This is a genomic window from Novosphingobium sp. BL-S-34 (genome assembly GCF_056857015.1).
In genome coordinates, this window is the sequence record NZ_CM166472.1 from 1,481,969 (window position 1) to 1,501,354 (window position 19,386).

At 66.2% G+C, this 19,386-nt stretch carries 20 protein-coding genes; 9 read left to right on the top strand and 11 right to left on the bottom strand.

The window, feature by feature from the left end; all coding sequences use genetic code 11:
• Positions 1–87 precede the first annotated feature (87 nt).
• Together AC1VV3_RS06955 and AC1VV3_RS06960 are read right to left on the bottom strand one after the other, a co-directional pair.
• On the bottom strand, positions 88–1,065 hold the full coding sequence (locus AC1VV3_RS06955) for a TerC family protein (protein WP_134095246.1): 978 nt from the start codon (positions 1,063–1,065) through the stop codon (positions 88–90).
• A gap of 84 nt (positions 1,066–1,149) precedes the next feature.
• On the bottom strand, positions 1,150–1,335 hold the full coding sequence (locus AC1VV3_RS06960; RefSeq protein ID WP_132265151.1) for a DUF465 domain-containing protein: 186 nt from the start codon (positions 1,333–1,335) through the stop codon (positions 1,150–1,152).
• 277 nt (positions 1,336–1,612) lie between these two features.
• Here AC1VV3_RS06960 and AC1VV3_RS06965 point away from each other — a divergent pair, with 277 nt between their 5' ends.
• The 4 genes from AC1VV3_RS06965 to AC1VV3_RS06980 all read left to right on the top strand — a co-directional run bounded on the left by AC1VV3_RS06965 (position 1,613) and on the right by AC1VV3_RS06980 (position 4,385).
• The gene (locus tag AC1VV3_RS06965; protein WP_314464728.1) at positions 1,613–2,524 is read left to right on the top strand and encodes an SPFH domain-containing protein; all 912 of its coding nucleotides are present in this window, start codon (positions 1,613–1,615) and stop codon (positions 2,522–2,524) included.
• A gap of 13 nt (positions 2,525–2,537) precedes the next feature.
• Positions 2,538–2,759: a type II toxin-antitoxin system antitoxin gene (locus tag AC1VV3_RS06970; RefSeq protein WP_431568324.1), complete on the top strand. Its 222-nt coding sequence runs from the start codon at positions 2,538–2,540 to the stop codon at positions 2,757–2,759.
• Complete coding sequence (locus tag AC1VV3_RS06975; RefSeq protein ID WP_431568323.1) at positions 2,759–3,352, top strand: hypothetical protein; 594 nt, start codon at positions 2,759–2,761, stop codon at positions 3,350–3,352. The genes AC1VV3_RS06970 and AC1VV3_RS06975 overlap by 1 nt, the downstream gene beginning before the upstream one ends.
• A 76-nt stretch (positions 3,353–3,428) precedes the next feature.
• Positions 3,429–4,385, top strand: a complete 957-nt coding sequence (locus AC1VV3_RS06980; RefSeq protein WP_431568322.1) for a right-handed parallel beta-helix repeat-containing protein — start codon at positions 3,429–3,431, stop codon at positions 4,383–4,385.
• A 131-nt stretch (positions 4,386–4,516) separates the two neighbouring features.
• Here the strand turns inward: AC1VV3_RS06980 and ribA are convergent, their stop codons facing one another.
• From ribA to AC1VV3_RS07020, 8 genes are all read right to left on the bottom strand, one after another.
• Positions 4,517–5,566, bottom strand: coding sequence for a GTP cyclohydrolase II (ribA, locus tag AC1VV3_RS06985; protein ID WP_431568321.1), 1,050 nt, complete (start codon positions 5,564–5,566; stop codon positions 4,517–4,519).
• Positions 5,567–5,613: 47 nt separating this feature from the next.
• Positions 5,614–6,402, bottom strand: coding sequence for an exodeoxyribonuclease III (gene xth / locus AC1VV3_RS06990; RefSeq protein ID WP_132265141.1), 789 nt, complete (start codon positions 6,400–6,402; stop codon positions 5,614–5,616).
• 476 nt (positions 6,403–6,878) lie between these two features.
• Entirely contained in the window at positions 6,879–7,550 is a 672-nt protein-coding gene (locus AC1VV3_RS06995) for a LolA family protein (protein WP_132265139.1), read from the bottom strand.
• A 60-nt stretch (positions 7,551–7,610) separates the two neighbouring features.
• The gene (rpmG, locus tag AC1VV3_RS07000; protein WP_039391223.1) at positions 7,611–7,778 is read right to left on the bottom strand and encodes a 50S ribosomal protein L33; all 168 of its coding nucleotides are present in this window, start codon (positions 7,776–7,778) and stop codon (positions 7,611–7,613) included.
• A 144-nt stretch (positions 7,779–7,922) separates the two neighbouring features.
• Positions 7,923–8,729 carry a polyphosphate kinase 2 gene (ppk2, locus tag AC1VV3_RS07005; RefSeq protein ID WP_134095242.1) on the bottom strand — a complete coding sequence of 269 codons (807 nt, stop codon included), beginning with the start codon at positions 8,727–8,729 and terminating at the stop codon, positions 7,923–7,925.
• 15 nt (positions 8,730–8,744) lie between these two features.
• Positions 8,745–9,557 carry an undecaprenyl-diphosphate phosphatase gene (locus AC1VV3_RS07010; protein ID WP_431568320.1) on the bottom strand — a complete coding sequence of 271 codons (813 nt, stop codon included), beginning with the start codon at positions 9,555–9,557 and terminating at the stop codon, positions 8,745–8,747.
• A 183-nt stretch (positions 9,558–9,740) separates the two neighbouring features.
• On the bottom strand, positions 9,741–11,888 hold the full coding sequence (locus tag AC1VV3_RS07015; protein ID WP_431568319.1) for a M13 family metallopeptidase: 2,148 nt from the start codon (positions 11,886–11,888) through the stop codon (positions 9,741–9,743).
• A gap of 129 nt (positions 11,889–12,017) precedes the next feature.
• Positions 12,018–13,916, bottom strand: a complete 1,899-nt coding sequence (locus tag AC1VV3_RS07020) for an ABC transporter transmembrane domain-containing protein (RefSeq protein WP_482962069.1) — start codon at positions 13,914–13,916, stop codon at positions 12,018–12,020.
• Positions 13,917–14,188: 272 nt separating this feature from the next.
• Here AC1VV3_RS07020 and AC1VV3_RS07025 point away from each other — a divergent pair, with 272 nt between their 5' ends.
• The 5 genes from AC1VV3_RS07025 to AC1VV3_RS07045 all read left to right on the top strand — a co-directional run bounded on the left by AC1VV3_RS07025 (position 14,189) and on the right by AC1VV3_RS07045 (position 18,695).
• Positions 14,189–15,433 carry a polyhydroxyalkanoate depolymerase gene (locus tag AC1VV3_RS07025; RefSeq protein WP_431568318.1) on the top strand — a complete coding sequence of 415 codons (1,245 nt, stop codon included), beginning with the start codon at positions 14,189–14,191 and terminating at the stop codon, positions 15,431–15,433.
• 384 nt (positions 15,434–15,817) lie between these two features.
• On the top strand, positions 15,818–16,363 hold the full coding sequence (locus AC1VV3_RS07030; RefSeq protein ID WP_243654168.1) for a murein L,D-transpeptidase catalytic domain-containing protein: 546 nt from the start codon (positions 15,818–15,820) through the stop codon (positions 16,361–16,363).
• Positions 16,364–16,454: 91 nt separating this feature from the next.
• Positions 16,455–17,084: a TetR/AcrR family transcriptional regulator gene (locus AC1VV3_RS07035; protein ID WP_431568317.1), complete on the top strand. Its 630-nt coding sequence runs from the start codon at positions 16,455–16,457 to the stop codon at positions 17,082–17,084.
• A gap of 4 nt (positions 17,085–17,088) precedes the next feature.
• The gene (locus tag AC1VV3_RS07040) at positions 17,089–18,084 is read left to right on the top strand and encodes an XdhC family protein (RefSeq protein ID WP_132265125.1); all 996 of its coding nucleotides are present in this window, start codon (positions 17,089–17,091) and stop codon (positions 18,082–18,084) included.
• Positions 18,081–18,695, top strand: coding sequence for a nucleotidyltransferase family protein (locus tag AC1VV3_RS07045; protein ID WP_431568316.1), 615 nt, complete (start codon positions 18,081–18,083; stop codon positions 18,693–18,695). Before AC1VV3_RS07040 ends, AC1VV3_RS07045 begins: the two co-directional genes overlap by 4 nt.
• A 38-nt stretch (positions 18,696–18,733) precedes the next feature.
• Here the strand turns inward: AC1VV3_RS07045 and AC1VV3_RS07050 are convergent, their stop codons facing one another.
• A complete protein-coding gene (locus AC1VV3_RS07050; protein WP_431568360.1) occupies positions 18,734–19,252 on the bottom strand; it encodes a YqgE/AlgH family protein in 519 nt (172 codons plus the stop codon).
• Between the last annotated feature and the right edge of the window lie 134 nt (positions 19,253–19,386).

Sequence of the window (19,386 nt, forward strand, 5' to 3'; positions counted from 1 at the left end):
CAAAAGGCACCCTGCCCCGCCCCCCCCCCCAACCGGCCCCGCCGACCATGCGGCCGACGGCGGCCGGCGGGAATCCGACCATCCGGACTAGGCGCTCGGCAGTTCGCCGCGTGTCTTCCACAAGGACCAGCCCACGCCGCCCGCGATCAGCGCCAGCGTCACGCCCAGGCTGATGAGCGGCGGGAACTTGGCCCCGCCCAGCACGAAGTCCGCAACCAGGATCTTCGCCCCGATGAACACCAGCACCAGGGCCAGAGCATACTTCAGGTAGTGGAAGCGGTGCACCATCGCCGCCAGCGCGAAATAGAGCGCGCGCAGGCCCAGGATCGCCATGATGTTGGACGTGTAGACGATGAAGGTATCGGTGGTGATCGAGAAGATCGCCGGCACCGAATCCACCGCGAACACCAGGTCGGCCAGATTGATGACCACCAGCGCCAGGAACAGCGGGGTCGCGGCCCAGACGAGCCTGCCCGCCGCATTGTGCTCGCGGACGAAGAAGTGCTCGCCGTGATGCGCCTTGGTCACGCGCATGTGGCGCGAGATCCAGCGGATCGCCGGGTTGTTGCCGATATCCGGGTCCTGCTCCTTGGCGAAGAGCATCTTCACGCCGGTGAACACCAGGAAAGCGGCGAAGATATACATCACCCAGTGCGCCTGGGAAACGAGCGCCACGCCGCCCGCGATCATCAGGCCGCGCAGCACGATCACTGCCATGATGCCCCAGAGCAAGGCACGGTACTGGTACTTGGGCGCGATCGCGAAGAAACCGAAGATCATCGAGATCACGAAGACGTTGTCGATCGAAAGCGCCTTCTCGATGAAATAGCCGGTGAAGTAGGCGATGCCGTCCTCGGAACCCTTGGCCCACCACACCCAGCCGCCGAAAGCCATGGCGATGGCGATATAGAACACCGAGAGCCTCAGCGATTCGCCAATGCCCATTTCCCGGTCCTCCTTGTGCAGGAAGCCGAGGTCGAAGGCGGTCAGTACGAAAACGAGGCCGGCGAATGCCAGCCAGAACCACGCCGGCGTACCCAGCAGGTCATAGAAGAGAAAATCCACGGGACACTCCCGAAACGCGGCCCAAACCTGGGCAAAACAGGAAGCGCCGGCGCGAAAATGGGGGGAAACGCGCCGGCGCGAGGGTTACAGACTGCCTGCAACGGTTGCTGGGGGGAGTAGCAACCGCGCGAGTCTGCCCCTGAACTCCTGTTTCAGTCTCTTCAGCTTCGCGATCTCGAAAGGATCGGGAGAGCGTCTGCCCTGCGCGAGGCGCAGCAGGGCGTCGAGCTTCTGGTGTCGCTCGAGCATACGGAACATAATGTCGGTCATCGTAAAATCCCTATCGAACGGAAATGGGTTCGATCGGGTGAGCCTGACAGGTATCCTGTTGCCTGAGCTGTACGGGCTGGATTGAGCCCCTGGACCCTGCATCGGTTTCACCCGATGCGGTCCGACATCACGAGGCGTTCCAGGACAGGAACGCCGCGCCAGAGGGGCCCGGCCCGCAATCCCGACATAGACGGCGCCCGGGCGATTTTCAACCCTGCTTGACCAATTGTGCGCTTTTGATATTAATGTGATATCACTTTAAACAAGGACACGCCCGATGGCCGAGTCGCACCTTCCGATGAATTCCTCCCGGGAATCCACAGGCTCAAGCATGAACGGCTACTTCATGCTGCTGATCTTCCTGGGGATCATGGCCGCGATCCTGCTGGCGCTGTTCTCGCTGGCCGGCATCGACCCGTCACCGGGCGGAATCCTGGGTATCTTCGCCTTCATCGTCCCGGCCATCGCCGCCGAAGTGCTGATCGCCGCGGGCTTCTACATGATCCAGCCGAATCAGGCGGCGGCCATCACCCTGTTCGGCTCCTATCGCGGCACGGACCGGGTTGCTGGGCTGCGCTGGGTCTGGCCGTGGATGGCCAAGCGCAAGATCTCCGTGCGCGCCAACAATGTCGTGTCCGAAAAGCTCAAGGTGAACGACTTGCGCGGCAATCCGATCGAGATCGCCACCAATGTGGTCTGGCGCGTCGCCGACACGGCCCAGGCGCTTTACGACGTGGACGACTACAAGGCCTTCGTGAACGTGCAGATCGAGGCCGCCGTGCGTTCGATCGGCTCGCGCTATGCCTATGACGATGTCGAGGATGCCGAGATCACCCTGCGCGGCAGCCATGCCGAAGTGAACGCGGAACTGCGCGCCGAACTGATCGAACGCCTGCGCGTGGCCGGCATCACGGTGGACGAATGCGGCCTCACCCACCTGGCCTATGCGCCCGAGATCGCCGGCGCCATGCTGCGCCGCCAACAGGCCGAAGCCGTGATCGGCGCGCGGCGCAAGCTGGTGGAAGGCGCGGTCTCGATGGTCGAGATGGCGCTTTCGCAGCTCTCGGAAAAGAACGTGGTCGAACTCGACGACGAGCGCCGCGCCGCCATGGTCTCGAACCTGATGGTCGTGCTCTGCGGCGAGCGCGACACCCAGCCGGTCGTCAATACCGGCACGCTCTACCAGTAAGGCGACCGGGCGGATGGCGAGTCCCGGCAAGAAAGCATTCGCCCTGCGGCTGGATCCAGCGCTTCACGAGGCGCTGGAACGCTGCGCCGCGGCCGATTTCCGCTCGGTCAACGCCCAGGTCGAAGTGCTCCTGCGCGAGGCGCTGTCCCGGCGCGGTCTCAAAGTGGATGTCAGCGAGCCCGCACGCCGGGGACGCCCGCCCACGGCGATGGAAGAAACGGAGGACGAGGCATGATGCACGAATCGCTCGACGACGGCGCCTGGTTCGCACCCAAGCGCTTCGGCATCGGAGTCGGCCTGCCGATCGCCTGGCAGGGCTGGCTGTTGCTGGCCACCTATTTCGGGGCGCTGGCGGGGACGAAAGTGCTCATGCATTCCGGTTTGGCTGGCAGCCGGCCTATGGCCTTCGCGCTGTTTCTGGCCGCCACTGCCGTCTTCCTGGTCGTGTCGCACCGGCATACGCGCCGCAGGACGGCTACAGCAACGGCCGAGGCCAGCCTGGCGGAGGCGGCGAGGACATCCGACCAGGACACGCTGTTCCTGTGTTATCGAAGCGGCTTGAAATTCACCTGCCAGCCGCGCGGCAGGGCCGGATGGTTCGCACTCGCCGCCTGGACGCTTCCCCTCCTGCCGATGAGCCTCTGCCTGGCCTGGCTGCTCCTGCGCTTTCCGGAAAACGTCCTGCCGATCGGGATCGGCTTTTCGCTGATCGTGCTGTTCTGGTCGGCGGTCATGGTGTTCTGGATCCTCAGTCGCAGCGAGATGATCGACCTGAAGGCGCTGCCGAAACCACCCCGCCGGGGCAAGCGCGGACCGGGGCAACGATAGCACCGGGGCTTGTCCCGCTGTGGGACGCAGCGAAACGGGCGCCTGCGTTGCCCCGCGAAGGCGCTAGACCTCCCGCATGAACCGTTCCGCCCGACTCGCCCTCGCCTTTGGCATCCCCTTGCTCGCGGCCGCTCCCGCCGCCGTCTCGTTCGGGCAGGCTGCCGACAATGCGCCTTATACGGTGGCGGAAACCGGGCGCGGCTTCACCCGCCTGCAGGACGCGGTCGATGCCATCGGCGACGGCAGCGGCACGATCCGCTTCGCCTCGCTGCGCTTTTCCGACTGCGCGGTGCAGAGCAAGGGCGAGATCACGTACCAGGCCCAGGTCCCCGGCCAGTCCGTGCTCGACGGCAAGGCCTGCGAAGACAAGGCGGCGCTGGTGCTGCGCGGGCGCGGCGCCCGGATCGAGGGCATGGTCTTCGCCAATATCCGCGTGCCGGACAAGAACGGCGCGGGCGTGCGGCTCGAACACGGCGACCTCTCGGTGTCGCAGGCCTGGTTCCGCGACAGCGAACAGGGACTGCTCAGCGGCGAGGACCCCCAGGGTTCGATCCGTATCGACAAGTCCACGTTCACCCGCCTCGGGACCTGCGAAGGTTCGGGCTGCGCGCACGCGGTCTATATCGGCAATTACGGCGCGCTCACGATCACCCGCAGCCGCTTCGAGGCGGGAACCGGCGGCCACTACGTCAAGAGCCGCGCGGCGCACGTCGAGATCACGGATTCCAGCTTCGACGATGCCGCCGGCCGCGCGACCAATTACATGATCGACCTTCCCGAAGGCGCCACCGGGCGTATTGCCGGCAACTGGTTCGTGCAGGGACGCGACAAGGAGAACTACTCCGCCTTCATCGCCGTGGCCGCGGAGCACCGCAGCCACCCTTCGGCAGGGCTGACGGTGGAAGGAAACAACGCCCGTTTCGCGCCCGGCATCGACCGCAACAGCGCCTTCGTGGCGGACTGGTCCGGCGAGCCGCTGAAGATCGGCCGCAACACCCTGGGCACGGGAATCGCCGGGTTCGAGAAGCGCTGAACGCCATTTGCGCTGGACCGGCGACCGGGCGGACAAGCGTCCCCCTCGATCCGTCATTTCGAGAGTGTCGGGTTGTGCGGGCCGCTGGCCCAGGTTCCGTTCGCAGGTAACGGAGCGCGCGCTCCGGACGCTTACAATATATGCCCGGTCCGGTCCCGCTTGGTGTCGAGATAGCGGGCATTGTGCGGGTTCGGCGGCAGTTGGTGCGGTACGCGCTCCACCACCTCAACGCCCACGCCTTCCAGCGCCGCGACTTTGGCCGGGTTGTTGGTCATGAGCCGGATCGCCGAGACGCCCAGCAGGTCGAGCATCCGCGCCGCCACCGGGAAATCGCGCGCCTCCGTGGGCAGGCCCAGGCGGTTGTTGGCGTCCACCGTGTCGTAGCCGAGGTCCTGCAGGCTATAGGCCCGCAGCTTGTTGACGAGACCGATGCCGCGGCCTTCCTGCCGCAGATAGAGCAGCACGCCCCAACCACCCTGCTTCGTTTCCTCGGCCATGGCGCGCAGCGCGGCGTCCAGCTGCGGGCCGCAATCGCACTTGAGGCTGCCGAGAATGTCGCCGGTCAGGCATTCCGAGTGGAGCCGCACCAGCGGTGCCCGGTCGCCGTCCTGAGTGCCGATCACCAAGGCGACATGCTCGCGCAAGTCGTCCAGCGCGCGGAATGCGACGATCTCCGCCTCTTCGCAGGCTGCCACCGGCAGGCGCGCGCGCGAGGCCACCACCAAGCGGCTGGTGTCCTTCCACTCGGCCAGGTCGGCGGGAGCAACCGTCTGCGCTTCCCCCCCGATGTCGGGCGCCACGAGGAACGCGGGCAGGATGCCGGCGAGTCGCGCCAGCTCCATGGCGGTTCGCGCCATGTCCATGTCGCCGATGTGCTCGGCCGCGAACGGCCCCTTCATGGGATGCGCAAGGTCAAGCGCGGGGTCGGCCACGGCGCGGGCGGTCTCGAGATCGAAGGGCTCTGCCGCGCGGATCAGCACCGGCGCCTCGGGCACGGCCGCTTCGCGCTGGTTCGCCAGCTTGAGCGTGACGGCGCGGGCAGCGGAGATCAGCATGCGCGGCGCCGTGACACCCGGCGCGAAGCCGGTCTCCGCGGGAAGCAGGACGGCGCCGTTTCCCTCGCCTTCCGGCCCCATCCGCACCGGCCAGCCATGACGCAGCGCATCGAGCGCCAGCGCCACGCGGCGGGCACCTGCGGAAGGCAGCGCCTTCCCGGGTGCGTCGGCGCTCAGAGTTCGAACTCGGTGATCAGCGGGACGTGGTCGCTCGGCTGCTCCCAGCGGCGCGTTTCCTCGACGAAGCTGTGCGCGCGGGCCTGCTTCGCCAGGTCGGGCGAGGCCCACATGTGATCGAGCCGGCGGCCCTGGTCCTTCTGGCGCCAGTAGCTGCGGTAGGACCACCAGGAATAGTTGCGCTCGGGCGCGGGAATGAATTCACGGCCGAGGTCCACCCAGCCATGGGCATCGCGGAAGCGGGCCAGTGTCTCCACCTCGATCGGCGTGTGGCTGACGACCTTGAGCAGCGCCTTGTGGTTGTAGACGTCCGATTCGAGCGGGGCGATGTTGAAGTCGCCCACGATCAGCGTGGGGCGGTCCACTTTGTCGGCCCAGCGAGTCATGCGTTCGAGGAAGTCCAGCTTCTGCCCGAACTTCAGGTTCACCTCGCGGTCGGCGATGTCGCCGCCGGCGGGGATGTAGACGTTCTCCAGTATCATGCCCTGCCCGGCGCCCTGAAGCTCCACGCCCACATGGCGCGCCTCTCCGTTGTCCTGCCAGTCGTAGCGGCTGAATTCGGTGAACGGCACGCGGCTGACGGTGGCCACGCCGTGGTAGCCCTTCTGCCCGTGGATCGCGCGGTGGGTATAGCCGAGTCGCTCGAACATATCGTGCGGGAAGAGATGCTCGGCGACCTTGATCTCCTGAAGGCAGAGCACGTCGGGCGACTGTTCGGTCAGAAACCGCTCGACCTGATCGATGCGAAGGCGGACCGAATTGATGTTCCAGGTGGCAATCTTCATGCCGCAGGCTTTAGGCATGGCGCCCCGCAATTGCCAGAGGCGCCAGCGAAAACACTGCTGCCGCCTTCCATCGAAAGAGAAAATTGCGTCGCTTTTTCGGGCTGATTTTTTCGTCCGGCGGGAGCGAGAATGCTGCCGATCGAGAACCGGAGCGCAGCGGCCTTCTGGCCGTGAGCACCGGAAGCGCAGAACAGTGCCGTTCGCAGCCCGGCATGGGCCAATCCACAACCCCACAAACAAAAACCCTCGGTCCGGGGGCAGAGGACCGAGGGTTCATGTAAGCGTTCGTCACGCTAAATCAGAGGACCCTTGTGGAGGCGTGGGCAACAGGGGGGAAACCCGCCTCGAGCCGCTCTGACCATTTCAATCTAGGCGCTGTTGGCTTGCTGCCAAGTGAACGGAATTCAGAAAAGTGTCGCATTCCGTCGCAGCCAGCGGGCAACTCGCGACCAAGCGTTCCCCCTTATCGACGAGACCTATCGGCGGGTCCGGGGACGCGGATCGTTCCAGCGGAAATCGTTGTCGGAGACCGGAACGCCGTAGCGCTGATTCGACAGCGAGATCGTGGTGCGCTTGTTCTGCGAATCGAGCGAGACCCAATAGGTCAGCTCAAGGCCGCCGGGCGCAGACGCCTTGCGGGTGAAGATCAGGGTGATGACGCCATATTCGGGATGCGAACGATCGCGGACCTCGATGCTGACGACATTGGGATTGCCGGTCTGCTTGACCGAACCGTACTTGGCGACATCGCGCTTGGGATCGAGCAGCGCGCCGAGCGGGCTGTTGCTGATCGGCCAGCGCTGCACCTGCTTTACCGAGTAGTCGATCATGGTCAGCGCCTTGCCGTCGCTGACGATCAGCATCTGGGCGCTTTTCTCGTACTGGAAGCGGATCTTGCCGGGACGCATGAGCGTCAGCTCGCCGGTCAGGCTCTGGCCGTTACGGTCGGTCTGGACGAAGTTGGCCTTCATCGTCGAGATCGCGCGCAGCGCTTCGACGGCCTGGCTCAACTGCGCCGCATCGGCGGACGGGGCCGCGAGCGCGGGCGTCGCCGGAAGGAGGGCAGGAACGGAAAACGCGGCCGCGCCAAGAAAAACCTGGCTGGCCGCGCCTACGCAAGAGCGAAAGATCTTGAAGGTGCGGTTCATAATGCTCCCATTGGGTTTGCAGGCTTGAACCGCCCCTGAATTGTAAGGTTCCGAAGAACCTTACTTGATCTTGGCTTCCTTGAACTCGACGTGCTTGCGCACGACGGGATCGTACTTGCGGAAGTTCATCTTCTCGGTCGTGTTGCGCGGGTTCTTCTTCGTGACGTAGAAGAAGCCGGTGTCGGCGGTCGAGACAAGACGGATCTTGACGGTTGCGGGCTTCGCCATGGCGGTTTCCTGTATCTCTCGTTTCAGCCGCCCTGGCCGGCCGGCGTTCCGTTGAAAAATTTCAGGGCGGCAATCGAGCGCCGCCCCTCAAGGTTGCGGCCCATGCGATAGTGACAGGCCAAAGTCAAGCGGAAGAGGCTTGATTCACTCCGTGTCGAACGGCTCGATCGGCTTCAGAACGCCGAATTTCTCGTTGTAAGGTGCGTGATTCAGTTTCGGCATCTTGATCGTCTGCGGCTCGACCTTGGTGTCCGGCAGCCGGTCCAGCAGGTCGCGCACGAGGGTGAGGCGTCCGATTCGCTGGTCGTTGAAGTCCACCACCGTCCAGGGCGCGTGCTTCTTGTGCGTGGCCTTGAGCATCGCCTCGCGCGCCTTGGTGTACTCCTCGTACTTTTCGCGCGCGGCGACGTCGATCGGCGAGAGCTTCCAGCGCTTCAGCGGATCGTCGAGACGTTCGTGGAGTCGCTCCTCCTGCTTCTCCTGGTCGCAGGACAGCCAGTACTTGAACAACAGGATGCCATCGTCGACGAGCATGCGCTCGAACACAGGGACCTGCTTGAGGAAGCGCTTCACTTCGGAGCCGGTGGCGAAGCCCATGACCTTTTCCACGCCGGCGCGGTTGTACCAGCTGCGGTCGAACAGCACGATCTCGCCGCGGGTGGGCAGATGCTCGACATAGCGCTGGAAGTACCACTGGCCCTGCTCGCGCTCGCTGGGCGCGGTGAGCGCCACGGTGCGGCACTGGCGCGGATTGAGCTGGCCGCCGACGGCCTTGATCGCCCCGCCCTTGCCCGCCGTATCGCGTCCCTCGAACAGGACGACGATGCGGGCGCCGGTGGCGGAGGCCCAGCGGGCCATGCCCACCAGCTCCTCCAGCATCGGCTCAAGCTGCCTTTCGTAGTCCTTGCGCCCCAGTTTCTGGCCGAGTTTCTTGTGATCGTCCTCGGCCATGGCGTAAATCCCTGATCAGACCTGCGAAAGCAGGAAGAGTGCGAGTGCGCCCGCCACGATACGATACCAGGCGAACGGTGCAAAGCCCGAGCGGCTCACGAAAGCCATGAAGGCCTTGATGACCACCAGGGCCACCACGAACGAGACGACGAAGCCGACGCCGATCTCTCCCCAGCCCACCGGGCCGGTGCCGGCCATCAGCTCCTCGTGGTGCTTGAGCAGTTCCAGCGTCGTTGCGCCGACCATCGTGGGCACGGCAAGGAAGAAGCTGAACTCGGCCGCCGTGCGGCGCTCGATACCCATCGCCAGCGCGCCCATGATCGTCGCGCCCGAACGGCTGACGCCCGGAACCATCGCCAGGCACTGCGCAAAGCCTACGCCGATGCACTTGATGGCGGGAAGCTCGGAAACGCCGGTCAGCGGACCGGGCTTGGCCACTTTCTCGATCCCCAGGATGGCGATGCCGCCGATGATAAGCGCCCAGGCGACCACGGCAGGTTCGCCCAGCAGTCCCTCGATGTAATTATTGAGCAGCAGGCCCAGCACGGCCGAGGGAATGAACGCCAGCAGCACGTTGCGCACGAAACGGATCGAGTTGGGATTGAGCTTGAGCAGGCCCATGCCCACCGCCCAGAACGTGCGCCAGAACTGGACGATGACCGCCAGGATCGCGCCGAGCTGGATGACGATGTTGAACGTCGCCCACTGCGAGGCGTCGTAGCCGAACAGGCGGGTGGCGAGGATGAGATGGCCGGTCGAGGAGACGGGCAGGAACTCGGTGAGGCCCTCGACAATGCCGAGGAGGATCGCGGTAAGGGTGAGGCTCATGGGCCGCAGGTCATGCCGGACGCACCGGCCAAGTCAACCCGCTGCGCGGCTCTCTAGTACCTATAGTCGTTCAGAAAATACGGTTTGGCGCGTTTTGGACCAAATGCAGCGCACGGCGAAGTTCGCCAGAAGAATTCAGGGCCCGGTCGCTATCCGACCGAGCCCTGTTTTCTTACAGTTTCCTTACCAGATGCGCACGCGCTCGGCGGGCGGGAGGTAAAGGGCGTCGCCGGGCTTCACGCCGAAGGCCTTGTACCATTCGTCGAAGTTACGAACGATGCCGTTGATGCGGTAATGGGCGGGCGAATGCGGGTCGGTGATGAGCTGCTGGCGTACCGATTCCTCGCGGTACTTGCTGCGCCATACCTGCGCCCAGGCCATGAAGAAGCGCTGGTCGCCGGTCAGGCCGTCGATCACCGGGGCATCCTTGCCGTTCAGCGAGAGCTTGTAGGCACGGTAGGCCAGGCTGAGGCCGCCGAGATCGCCGATGTTCTCGCCCATGGTCAGCTTGCCGTTGACGCAGGTCTTGCCGTCGTCGAACGGGCAGAAGCTGTTGTACTGGGCTTCCAGCTTGTCCTGCAGCTTCTGGAAGTTGGCCTTGTCGGCCGGGGTCCACCAGTCGCGAAGGTTGCCGGTGCCGTCGGACTTGGCGCCCTGGTCGTCGAAGCCGTGGCCCATTTCGTGGCCGATCACCGCGCCGATGCCGCCATAGTTGACCGCAGGGTCGGCCGAGACGTTGAAGAACGGCGGCTGGAGAATGGCGGCCGGGAACACGATCTCGTTATAGGGCGGGTTGTAGTAGGCGTTGACCGTCTCGGGCAGCATGAACCATTCGGTCTTGTCGACCGGCTGGCCGATGCGCTTCATCTGGTCGTCGTTCTCCCACGAACCCGCGGCGATGGCGTTGCCGAGCGGATCGGTGGCCGAGAAGGTCAGGCCTTCGTATTCCTTGAACTTCGCCGGGGCGCCGATCTTGGGCGTGAAGGCGTTGAGCTTGGCTTCGGCCTCCTTGCGGGTTTCCGGGCCCATCCAGGCGAGGCTCTGGAGGTTCACCGCCATGGCCTTGCGCAAGTTGGAGACGAGGTCGGTCATCGCCGCCTGCGCTTCGGGCGGATAGTACTTTTCGGCGTAGATCTTGCCGACCAGTTCGCCGGCCATGCCTTCCACCGCCGCGACGCCGCGCTTCCAGCGAGCCCGCTGCTCGGGCTGGCCGCTCATGGTCTTGCCGTAGAAGGCGAAAGTGGCGTCATCGATGTCGGTGGGCAGGACCGAGGCATTGCTGCGCAGGAAATGCGCGGCGAGCCAGGCCTGCCAGGTGGCCACCGGCACTTCGGAGATCAGCTTGCCCACTTCCGGCACGCCGCCGCCGAACAGCGTCTGCGCCTTGGCGGGATCGATGCGGGCGGCCTTCAGCTCTTCGGCCGTCGGCGGCATCTGGTCGACGATGATATAGGCAGCCTTGCCGGCGCCCATGGTCTCGACGAAAGTGCGCATCAGGCCGGGCGCGGCGAGCGCTTCGAACTCGGCGACCGTCAGCTTGTTGTAAGTGAGGTCCGGGTCGCGGCTGGCAGCGCGGTCCCACTGGGCCTTCGCCAGGCGGGTTTCGAGCGCGAGCACCGATTTCGCGGCCGATCCGGCGTCGGCATAACCGGCCTTGCCGAGCACGAAGGTCAGGTAATCGAGGTACTTCGCGCGCAAGTCCTGCGAGCGGGCATCGTTCTTCAGGTAGTAGTCGCGGTCGGGCAGGCCGAGGCTGCCGACACCGACTTCGAAGGCATTGACGTCGCTCTGCTTCGCATCGGCGGTCACATAGGCGCCGAGCGGCGAGGCATAGCCGGGCGCCGCGAAGATCTTCATCAGGTCGTCAGGTGTCTTGGCGGCGAAGATGCGCTCAAGGTAAGGCTGCGCGGGGGCGAGGCCGGCCTTGTTGATGGCATCCACGTCCATGAAGGCGGCATAGGCTGCCTCGACACGGGCGGCATCGGTGCCGGCGGCGGGCTTCGAGGCGATCAGGCCGTCCATGATGCCGTGCACGCGCTGTTCCGAAAGGTCGCGCAGCGCCGTGAACGAGCCCCAGTTGGTGCGGTCTGCCGGCAGCACGACGGCGGCTTCCCACTTGCCGTTCACGAACTTGTCGAAGTCCGCGCCGGCCTTGGCGGCAGGGTCCTGCCACTGGGTCTGGATGCCGGACTTGCCCCAGTCCATCTTCGCCGGATCGATCTGCATCGGATCCGAGGAGGCCGGTGCATCGGCCAGGGCCGGCATGGCGGAAAAGCTGAGTGCGGTAGCGAGCGCCGTCGAAGCGAGCACCCGGCCGAGAATGCGGGTCATGGTCCCACCCTTTCTGAATTGCATGACACGAACGGTCTGGCGACAGGCCGGAACGGCCCACCGATGATGGCGCAACATAATTGCCATATTCGGCAACGCCAGCCCTGAAATGCAGTTCGTCGGGGTGAGTCAGCCGTTCGTCGAACGGGAGAAAGCGGCCACCGCGTCGGAATCGAACTGGAGCGACGCCAGCCGGGCATAGAGCCCGCCGGCCTGGCTGAGGCTCTCGTGCGTGCCCTGCTCGGCAATGCGCCCGCCGTCCATCACCACGATCCGGTCGGCCTTGCGCACCGTGGCCAGGCGATGCGCGATCACCAGGGTGGTGCGGTGCTCCATCAGGCGTTCGAGCGCATCCTGCACCAGCCGCTCGCTTTCGGCATCGAGCGCGCTGGTCGCCTCGTCCAGCAGCAGGATCGGCGCATAGCGCAGGAGCGCGCGGGCGATGGCGATGCGCTGGCGCTGGCCGCCGGAGAGGCGCGCGCCGTCTTCTCCCAGGAACGTATCGAGCCCTTGCGGCAGCTCGCGCAGGAAGCCTTCCGCATTGGCGGCACCGGCCGCCTGCCAGATGGCCGCATCGTCGGCCTGCCAGTTGCCGTAGCGCAAGTTGTCCCGCGCGGAGGCGGCGAAGAGTACGCCTTCCTGCGGCACCAGCGCGATCCGCTGGCGGATCTCGGAGGGATCGGCCGAAGTCAGCGGCACGCCGTCGATCTTGATCGCCCCGCTCTGGGGATCGTAGAACCGCTCGGCGAGCTGGAACAGCGTCGACTTGCCGGCGCCCGAGGGGCCGACGATGGCCACGGTCTCGCCCGGCTCGATCGACAGGGTGAAATCGTGCAGCGCCACCATTTCCGGGCGCGAGGGGTAGCGGAAAGTCACGCGCTCGAAGGCGAGCTTGCCGCGGCCGGGCGAAGGCAGCGTCAGCGGACGCGCGGGCGCCGAGATCGTGGGATGTTCGCTCAGCAACTCGGCCAGGCGGCTGGCCGCTCCGGCCCCGCGCACAAGGTCTCCGTAGACTTCAGTGAGCGAGCCGAAAGCGCCGGCAACGATGCCCGCCGTCACCACGAAGGCGGCGATGGTGCCGCCGGTAATCGACCCCTCGGCCACGCCGATCGCACCCCGCCACATGATGACGGTGATCGAACCGAAGATCAGGAACATGATCACCGCCGTCATCACCGCGCGCAAGGCGATGCGCCGCTTGCCGGTTTCGAACGTGCGTTCGACCGCGCCGGAAAAGCGCTCCATCTCGCGCCCTTCCTGATTGAAGGCCTGGACCACGCGCAAGGCGCCGAAGACTTCGCTGGTGGTGGCGCCGATATCGGCAACGCGGTCCTGGCTCTGCCGGGCGACGGCGCGAAGGCGGCGGCCGAAGGCGGCGATGGGCAGGATCACCACCGGGATCGCGACGACGAGGCCCAGCGTCAGGTGCGGGGCCAGCACGAAGAGATAGGCCACTCCGCCTGCTGCCATGATCGCATTGCGCAGCGCCACCGAGACCGTGGTGCTCACCACCGTCTCGACGATGGCGGTATCGGCCGTCATGCGGGAGGCGATTTCCTTGGGGCTGTTTTCCTCGAAGAAACTGGGCGAGAGCGTCAGCAGATGGCGCTGCACGCGCAGGCGCACGTCGGCCACGACGCGCTCGCCTAGCCAGGAGACGCTGTAGAAGCGCACCGCCGTGGCCACGGAAAGCACGATCACCACGCCCAGCAGCATGATGAACCACCAGCGGATCGCCGCCGGATCCGCGCCTTCCGCGAACCCCTGGTCGACGATCTGGCGGAAACCGTAAGGGATCGCGAGAGTCGAAGTGGCCGTGGTCAGCAGCGAAAGCCCGGCCACGGCCATGCGGCCGGGGTAGTGGAACAGTTCGCGCCAGACCATGCGCAAGGCGCCCAGACTGCGCGGGCGCTTGCCTGCTTCCGGACCGCGCGCTTCGGCGCTGCCGGCCCCTGCGGCGGGGGTCGCCTGGCCCGTTGCAGCGTTCTCGTTCTCGGGCGGCCGTGCCTGCCCCGCGTTGGCATCCATGCGCGCCCTTAACTTTTCCTTGGAAAACGTCCCCACCGGAGCGTTTTCGGACCGGCAGGTGCCGGAATGGTCGAACGGGCTCTTATCGCGTCCCCGGCTTGAGGAAAAGGTGTATGAAATGCGCCTTTACGATCAGCATGATCGCCGCGCTGGGCCACCTGGCTGCGCGCGATTTCGTTTATGCCGCATTGCACAAGCAACGATTCGGTATCAAATGGCGTTGATAACCACGCAGGATGGCCGGGGTCGCTTCGCCGTCCGGGAGACGCACTTTGCTTTACAACGCCTACGAATTGCAGCGCACCATGCTGAGCGGGGCCGCCGCCTGGGCTTCGGTAGGTGCCGAACTTCTCTCGAACCCCGCCCTGCCGATGGGCTATTTCGGGTTCGGCCCGGTCATGGCCTCGGCGCTGGACGTCTTCGCCCATGCCGCCGCCCCGCGCGGAAAGCCGGCCTTCGACATCGAGAACGTGACCACGGGCGGCAAGTCCTACCCCGTCACCGAATCGATCGTGCTGCGCCGCCCCTTCGGCGACCTGATCCGCTTCACGCACCCTGGACTGGCCAAGGACGCGCCGAAGCTGCTGGTGGTTGCGCCGATGAGCGGCCACTTCGCCACCCTGCTGCGCGGCACCGTCGCCCGCATGCTGGAAAGCTGCGAGGTCTACATCACCGATTGGGCCGACGCGAAGCTGGTGCCGGCCGATGCCGGCCGCTTCGATCTGGACGACTATATCGACTATGTGATCGGCTTCCTCGAACACATCGGCCCCGGCGCGCACATGCTCGCCGTATGCCAGCCCTCCGTTCCGGCTTTCGCGGCCGCGGCGATCATGGGCAAGCAGGAGCATCCCTGCCGCCCCGCCACGCTCACCATGATGGGCGGCCCGGTCGACACCCGCGAGGCGCCCACCAGCGTCAACGACGTGGCGATGCAGCAGCCGCTCTCGTGGTTCGAGAACAACGTCATCGCCACCGTCCCGCTGAACTATCCGGGCGCCGGGCGCCGGGTCTATCCGGGCTTCCTGCAGCTCGCCGGGTTCATGGCCATGAACCTCGGCAACCACATGATGAGCCATTACGGCATGTTCAAGCACCTGGTTTCCGGCGACGGCGAAGGCGCGGCATCCACCAAGGCCTTCTACGACGAATATCGCTCGGTCTGCGACATGACCGCCGATTACTACCTCCAGACCATCGAGCACGTCTTCCAGAAGCACTCGCTGCCGAAGGGCGAATTCGTCCATCGCGGCGAGCGGATCGATCCTTCGGCGATCCGCGACACGGCGCTGCTGGCCGTCGAGGGTGAGCGCGACGACATTTCCGGCATCGGCCAGACCAAAGCCGCGCTCAAGCTGGCGACCCACCTGCCCGATGACAGCAAGAAGTACCTGCTGGCCGAGAATGTCGGCCACTACGGCATCTTCAACGGCAGCAAGTGGCGCACCCGCATCGCCCCGGTGCTGGAAGACTGGATGCGCCAGCACGCGCGCAAGCCGGCCAAGACCACAGCCTGACGAATCGCGGGTTCGCGGGCCCGCTTTCAGGGCTGGTTCGCGAACCCGTTCAAAACGTTTGAAGGGCGGGGGACTTCGGTTCCCCGCCCTATCCACAGCGCGAATCGTCCTTAACGACAAGGCGGTTGGCGCTTGCGGCAACCCGCACCCCTGGCGGGAACCGATCCGACAATCGCGCTGGAAAGTTCCCCGCGATTAGGTTAACTTACCAGTATGGAACAGACGTTGGGTCGGCGTGCTGTCCTCATGGGCGGGTTGGTGGCAGGCGCAAGCCTTGCATTGCCATCGCGTGTGCTGGCAGCAGAAAATCTGGTAGGAACAGCGACAGGACAGATCGGTCCTGCCGGAGTGCAAATCGGCCCTGCGGGAGCAGCTCCGATCGGCATGGGCGCGGTGCCGAGCGCCCTTACGCCCTACCAGCGCCGCGTGCTGGACGTGGCATCCCGCCAGGTGCAGCGCCTTGGCACGCAGATCTGGCGCCATGACCTGGTCGGTATCGCCGATTTCGCCCAGCCCTCCTGGAAGCCGCGTCTTCATTTCGCCAATATCGAGGCGGGCACCGTGCGCTCGTTCCTGCTTGCCCATGGCCGCGGGTCGGACCCGATGCACAGCGGCTGGCTGCAGAGCTTTTCCAACATGCCCGGCTCCGAAGCCACCTCGCGCGGGGCGTTCCTCACTTGCGAGTGGTATTCGGGCAAGTACGGCACCTCGATCCGCCTCAAGGGGCTGGACAACGACAACTCGATGGCGCTGGAACGCGCGATCGTGATGCATCCGGCCTGGTACGTCGATGCCGCCATGATCGAGAAGTGGGGCAAGCTCGGCCGCAGCGAGGGCTGCTTCGCCATGAGCAATACCGACTTCAACGAGGCGCTCTGGCACCTTTCGGGCGGCCGCCTGCTCTTCGCGGACCGAATCGGCGAATACTGAATCCCGTTCATCACGGCATGCCGAAATCCGCCATACCGAAGTCGGGTGCGGTGGATTAGACACCCTTGAGGCAGGGTGTTACGGGTCGTTCATGGACGGAAATCTCGCGGGATTCAGGAAAGACGCGCCCACCGATGCGCGGCAGGTGCGCTCACGCAAGGCGCTCAACGCAGCCATGCTGTGCCTGCTGGAGGAAAAGGCCTTCGACCAGATCACCATCCGCGAGATTTCGGCGCGGGCGGGAACCGGTTACGCCACTTTCTTCCGGCACTACCCCACCAAGGAAGCGCTGCTGGGCGATGTCGCCTCCGAAGAGATCGCCGGTCTGCTGGCGCTCTCCATCCCGCTCCTTCACAATGCCAACAGCTACGAATCCACCTTGGCGCTCTGCACTTACGTCGGCGAGCACAAGGCGCTGTGGTCTGCCCTGCTGGGCGGCGGCGCGGCGGCCATCGTGCGCGACGAATTCATCCGCCAGGCGCGCGGCCTGATCGAAGGCGTGGCCCGCCCGGCCGACTGGCTGCCGCAGGACCTGGGCGTGGTGCACGGCACCGGCTCCACCATAGACATTCTCGCCTGGTGGCTCACCAAGGGCCAGGACCAGAGCGCCGCGGATGTCGGCCGTATCCTGCACCGGCTGGTCATCGCCCCGCTGGTCGGCGACCATGTCGAAACGCGCGCGCCCCCCGGCGGCAGCAGCAGAATGACGACACTGGGATGATCCCATGAGCGGCGAGATCGAAGGCGCGGACTGGCCGCTCTTCGGCTGGGTGGACGATATCCGCGCGCCGCTTGCGGAAGCCCGCCGCCGCGGCCGCCCGGCCGCCCTCGCCACGCTTTACAAAGTAGAAGGCAGCGCCCCGCGCGGCCCCGGCGCGCAGATGCTGTTCGTTGAGCCGGGCGGACCGGAAGAGGCGATCGCCGCCAGCGGCTATTTCTCGGGAGACTGCATCGAAGGCGATGTCGCCAGCCATGCCGCGCATGTCCTGGCGGACGGCATGCCCCGGCACCTCCACTACGGGGCGGGCAGCCCCTGGATCGACATTCGCCTGCGCTGCGGCGGCGCCCTCCACGTCCTGGTCGAGCGGCTCGCGCCGGACTCGGCCGCGGCCGGCGATGTACTGCACCATGCCGAAGCGCGCAGCGCCTGCCGCTGGCACAGCGACGGCAAGACGCAGCAGGTCACGCCGGACCGCGGCCCCCTGCTCGATTTGCACGAGGCCCCGTTCTCGCTGGCGCGCCGCTACGATCCGCCGCGCCGGCTGATCGTTTCCGGCGGCGACCCCGGCGCCCTGGCCGCGGCGCAACTGGCCGCGCTTTCCCAGTTCGAGACGATCCTTCTGCGCCCGGACGGCCCGCACGAACCGCCGCCCTTCGCGGTCTCCCGCTATCTGCGCACCGAGCCGGCAGCGGCACTGGCCGAGCTGGGGGTGGACCGCTGGACCGCTTATCTCGGCGCCACGCACGAGGATCATCACGACCTCGGCGGCTGCCTTGCTGCGCTCCGGGGCGGGGCCGGCTATGTGGGCATGATCGGCGCCAGGTCCCGCGCCGGGGCGCGTCTGGCCGCGCTGGAAGCGGCAGGGGCAACGCCCGGGGAACTGGCGAGGCTGAACCTTTCGCCGGGGGTCGCCGGGCTCGGCAAATCGCCCTGGGAAGTGGCCACCGGGATCGTCGCGGAAATCATGCAGGCGCTGAACCCCGCCCACGAACGCGCGTGAAGCGCCCCGGCACTTTGGCGGCACTGGTGCTGGCCGCCGGGGCCTCGCGCCGGTTCGGCGGCGACAAACTCTCGGCCCCGCTCGATGGCGAACCGCTGCTGTTCCATGCCATCCGCGCCGCCCGCGCCGCGCCGGTGGCCCGCGTCCTCGTCGTGGCGCGGCCGGGGCTGGACTGCGGCGCCTGGCCGGAAGGACCGCCGGTGGAGGTGCTGCGGATCGACAGCCACGCGCTTTCCGAATCGCTGAAGGCGGGAATCGCCGCGCTGGACGAGGCCGAGCAGGTCTTCGTGTTCCTGGGCGACATGCCGCGCGTGCCTCACGGCACGGCATCGCAACTGGCATCGGCGATCGGAGGGGGCGTTGCCGCCCTGCCCCGTCACGGCGGCCGGCCCGGTCATCCGGCGCTGCTGTCTTCCCGCCTGTTTCCCGAAATCGCCGCGCTTACGGGCGATCAGGGCGCTGGCCGGTTGCTGCGGGACCGGTTGCGGCTTGGACTCGACGATGTGGTGTTCGTGGAGAGCGACGATGCCGCGATCCATCTCGACATCGATCGCCCGGAAGATCTTTCGGCGCTGACGAATCGGCCGGTCAGGCCCTCACCCGGCACCTGATACGGGAACGGCGCGGATCAGGCCGCGCCATCCCATACTCAGGCGCTGCCGGTCTGGCTCGACAGCAGCGCGGGATCGATACCCTCGGCCCGCCAGGTCGCGGTCCAGCGGTCATCCACCGCGGTATCGAACAGGATCTCCGGATGCGGATCGGCCGCATACCAGCCGTGCTGCCGCATCTCGCCTTCGAGCTGGCCCGGCGCCCAGCCGGCATAGCCCAGGGACATCAGCCAGCGCTCCGGCCCCCGCCCTTCGGCGATCGCGCGCAACACATCCATCGAGGCGGACAAGGCGCAGAGCGGATGCACCTCGATCGTATCGCTGCCGCCCCATTCGGTGGAATGAAGAATGAACCCGCGCCCCGGCTCCACCGGTCCGCCCTCGTGCACTTCGCAATCCGGCGCGACGCCAGGGTCGATGCCCAGCTCGTCGAGGATTTCGTGGAAGCGGACGCCTTCGCGCAGCCGGCCGATGCCGATGCCCAGTGCGCCGTTCTCGTCATGCACGCAAAGTACGCTCACGCTGTGGTCGAAGCGGGGATCGAACATGCCCGGCATCGCCAGAAGGAGTCGCCCGGCAAGGAATTGTTTCTCGGTCACAGGGGCAAATGTAAGCCCTTCGCAGGGGACGGCAAGCCGCTTGCACTTTTCCCGGCGGGAATCGCGCTTTATGCCTCGCCGCCAAGCAAGGG

Bases quoted from the DNA above. Each gene is read 5' to 3' on its own strand.
- AC1VV3_RS06960 (WP_132265151.1), bottom strand. From the start codon at position 1,335: ATGACCGACATTATGTTCCGTATGCTCGAGCGACACCAGAAGCTCGAC.
- AC1VV3_RS06965 (WP_314464728.1), top strand. From the start codon at position 1,613: ATGGCCGAGTCGCACCTTCCGATGAATTCCTCCCGGGAATCCACAGGC.
- AC1VV3_RS06970 (WP_431568324.1), top strand. From the start codon at position 2,538: ATGGCGAGTCCCGGCAAGAAAGCATTCGCCCTGCGGCTGGATCCAGCG.
- AC1VV3_RS06975 (WP_431568323.1), top strand. From the start codon at position 2,759: ATGCACGAATCGCTCGACGACGGCGCCTGGTTCGCACCCAAGCGCTTC.
- AC1VV3_RS06980 (WP_431568322.1), top strand. From the start codon at position 3,429: ATGAACCGTTCCGCCCGACTCGCCCTCGCCTTTGGCATCCCCTTGCTC.
- xth (WP_132265141.1), bottom strand. From the start codon at position 6,402: ATGAAGATTGCCACCTGGAACATCAATTCGGTCCGCCTTCGCATCGAT.
- AC1VV3_RS06995 (WP_132265139.1), bottom strand. From the start codon at position 7,550: ATGAACCGCACCTTCAAGATCTTTCGCTCTTGCGTAGGCGCGGCCAGC.
- rpmG (WP_039391223.1), bottom strand. From the start codon at position 7,778: ATGGCGAAGCCCGCAACCGTCAAGATCCGTCTTGTCTCGACCGCCGAC.
- ppk2 (WP_134095242.1), bottom strand. From the start codon at position 8,729: ATGGCCGAGGACGATCACAAGAAACTCGGCCAGAAACTGGGGCGCAAG.
- AC1VV3_RS07010 (WP_431568320.1), bottom strand. From the start codon at position 9,557: ATGAGCCTCACCCTTACCGCGATCCTCCTCGGCATTGTCGAGGGCCTC.
- AC1VV3_RS07015 (WP_431568319.1), bottom strand. From the start codon at position 11,888: ATGACCCGCATTCTCGGCCGGGTGCTCGCTTCGACGGCGCTCGCTACC.
- AC1VV3_RS07020 (WP_482962069.1), bottom strand. From the start codon at position 13,916: ATGGATGCCAACGCGGGGCAGGCACGGCCGCCCGAGAACGAGAACGCT.
- AC1VV3_RS07030 (WP_243654168.1), top strand. From the start codon at position 15,818: ATGGGCGCGGTGCCGAGCGCCCTTACGCCCTACCAGCGCCGCGTGCTG.
- AC1VV3_RS07035 (WP_431568317.1), top strand. From the start codon at position 16,455: ATGGACGGAAATCTCGCGGGATTCAGGAAAGACGCGCCCACCGATGCG.
- AC1VV3_RS07040 (WP_132265125.1), top strand. From the start codon at position 17,089: ATGAGCGGCGAGATCGAAGGCGCGGACTGGCCGCTCTTCGGCTGGGTG.
- AC1VV3_RS07050 (WP_431568360.1), bottom strand. From the start codon at position 19,252: ATGCCGGGCATGTTCGATCCCCGCTTCGACCACAGCGTGAGCGTACTT.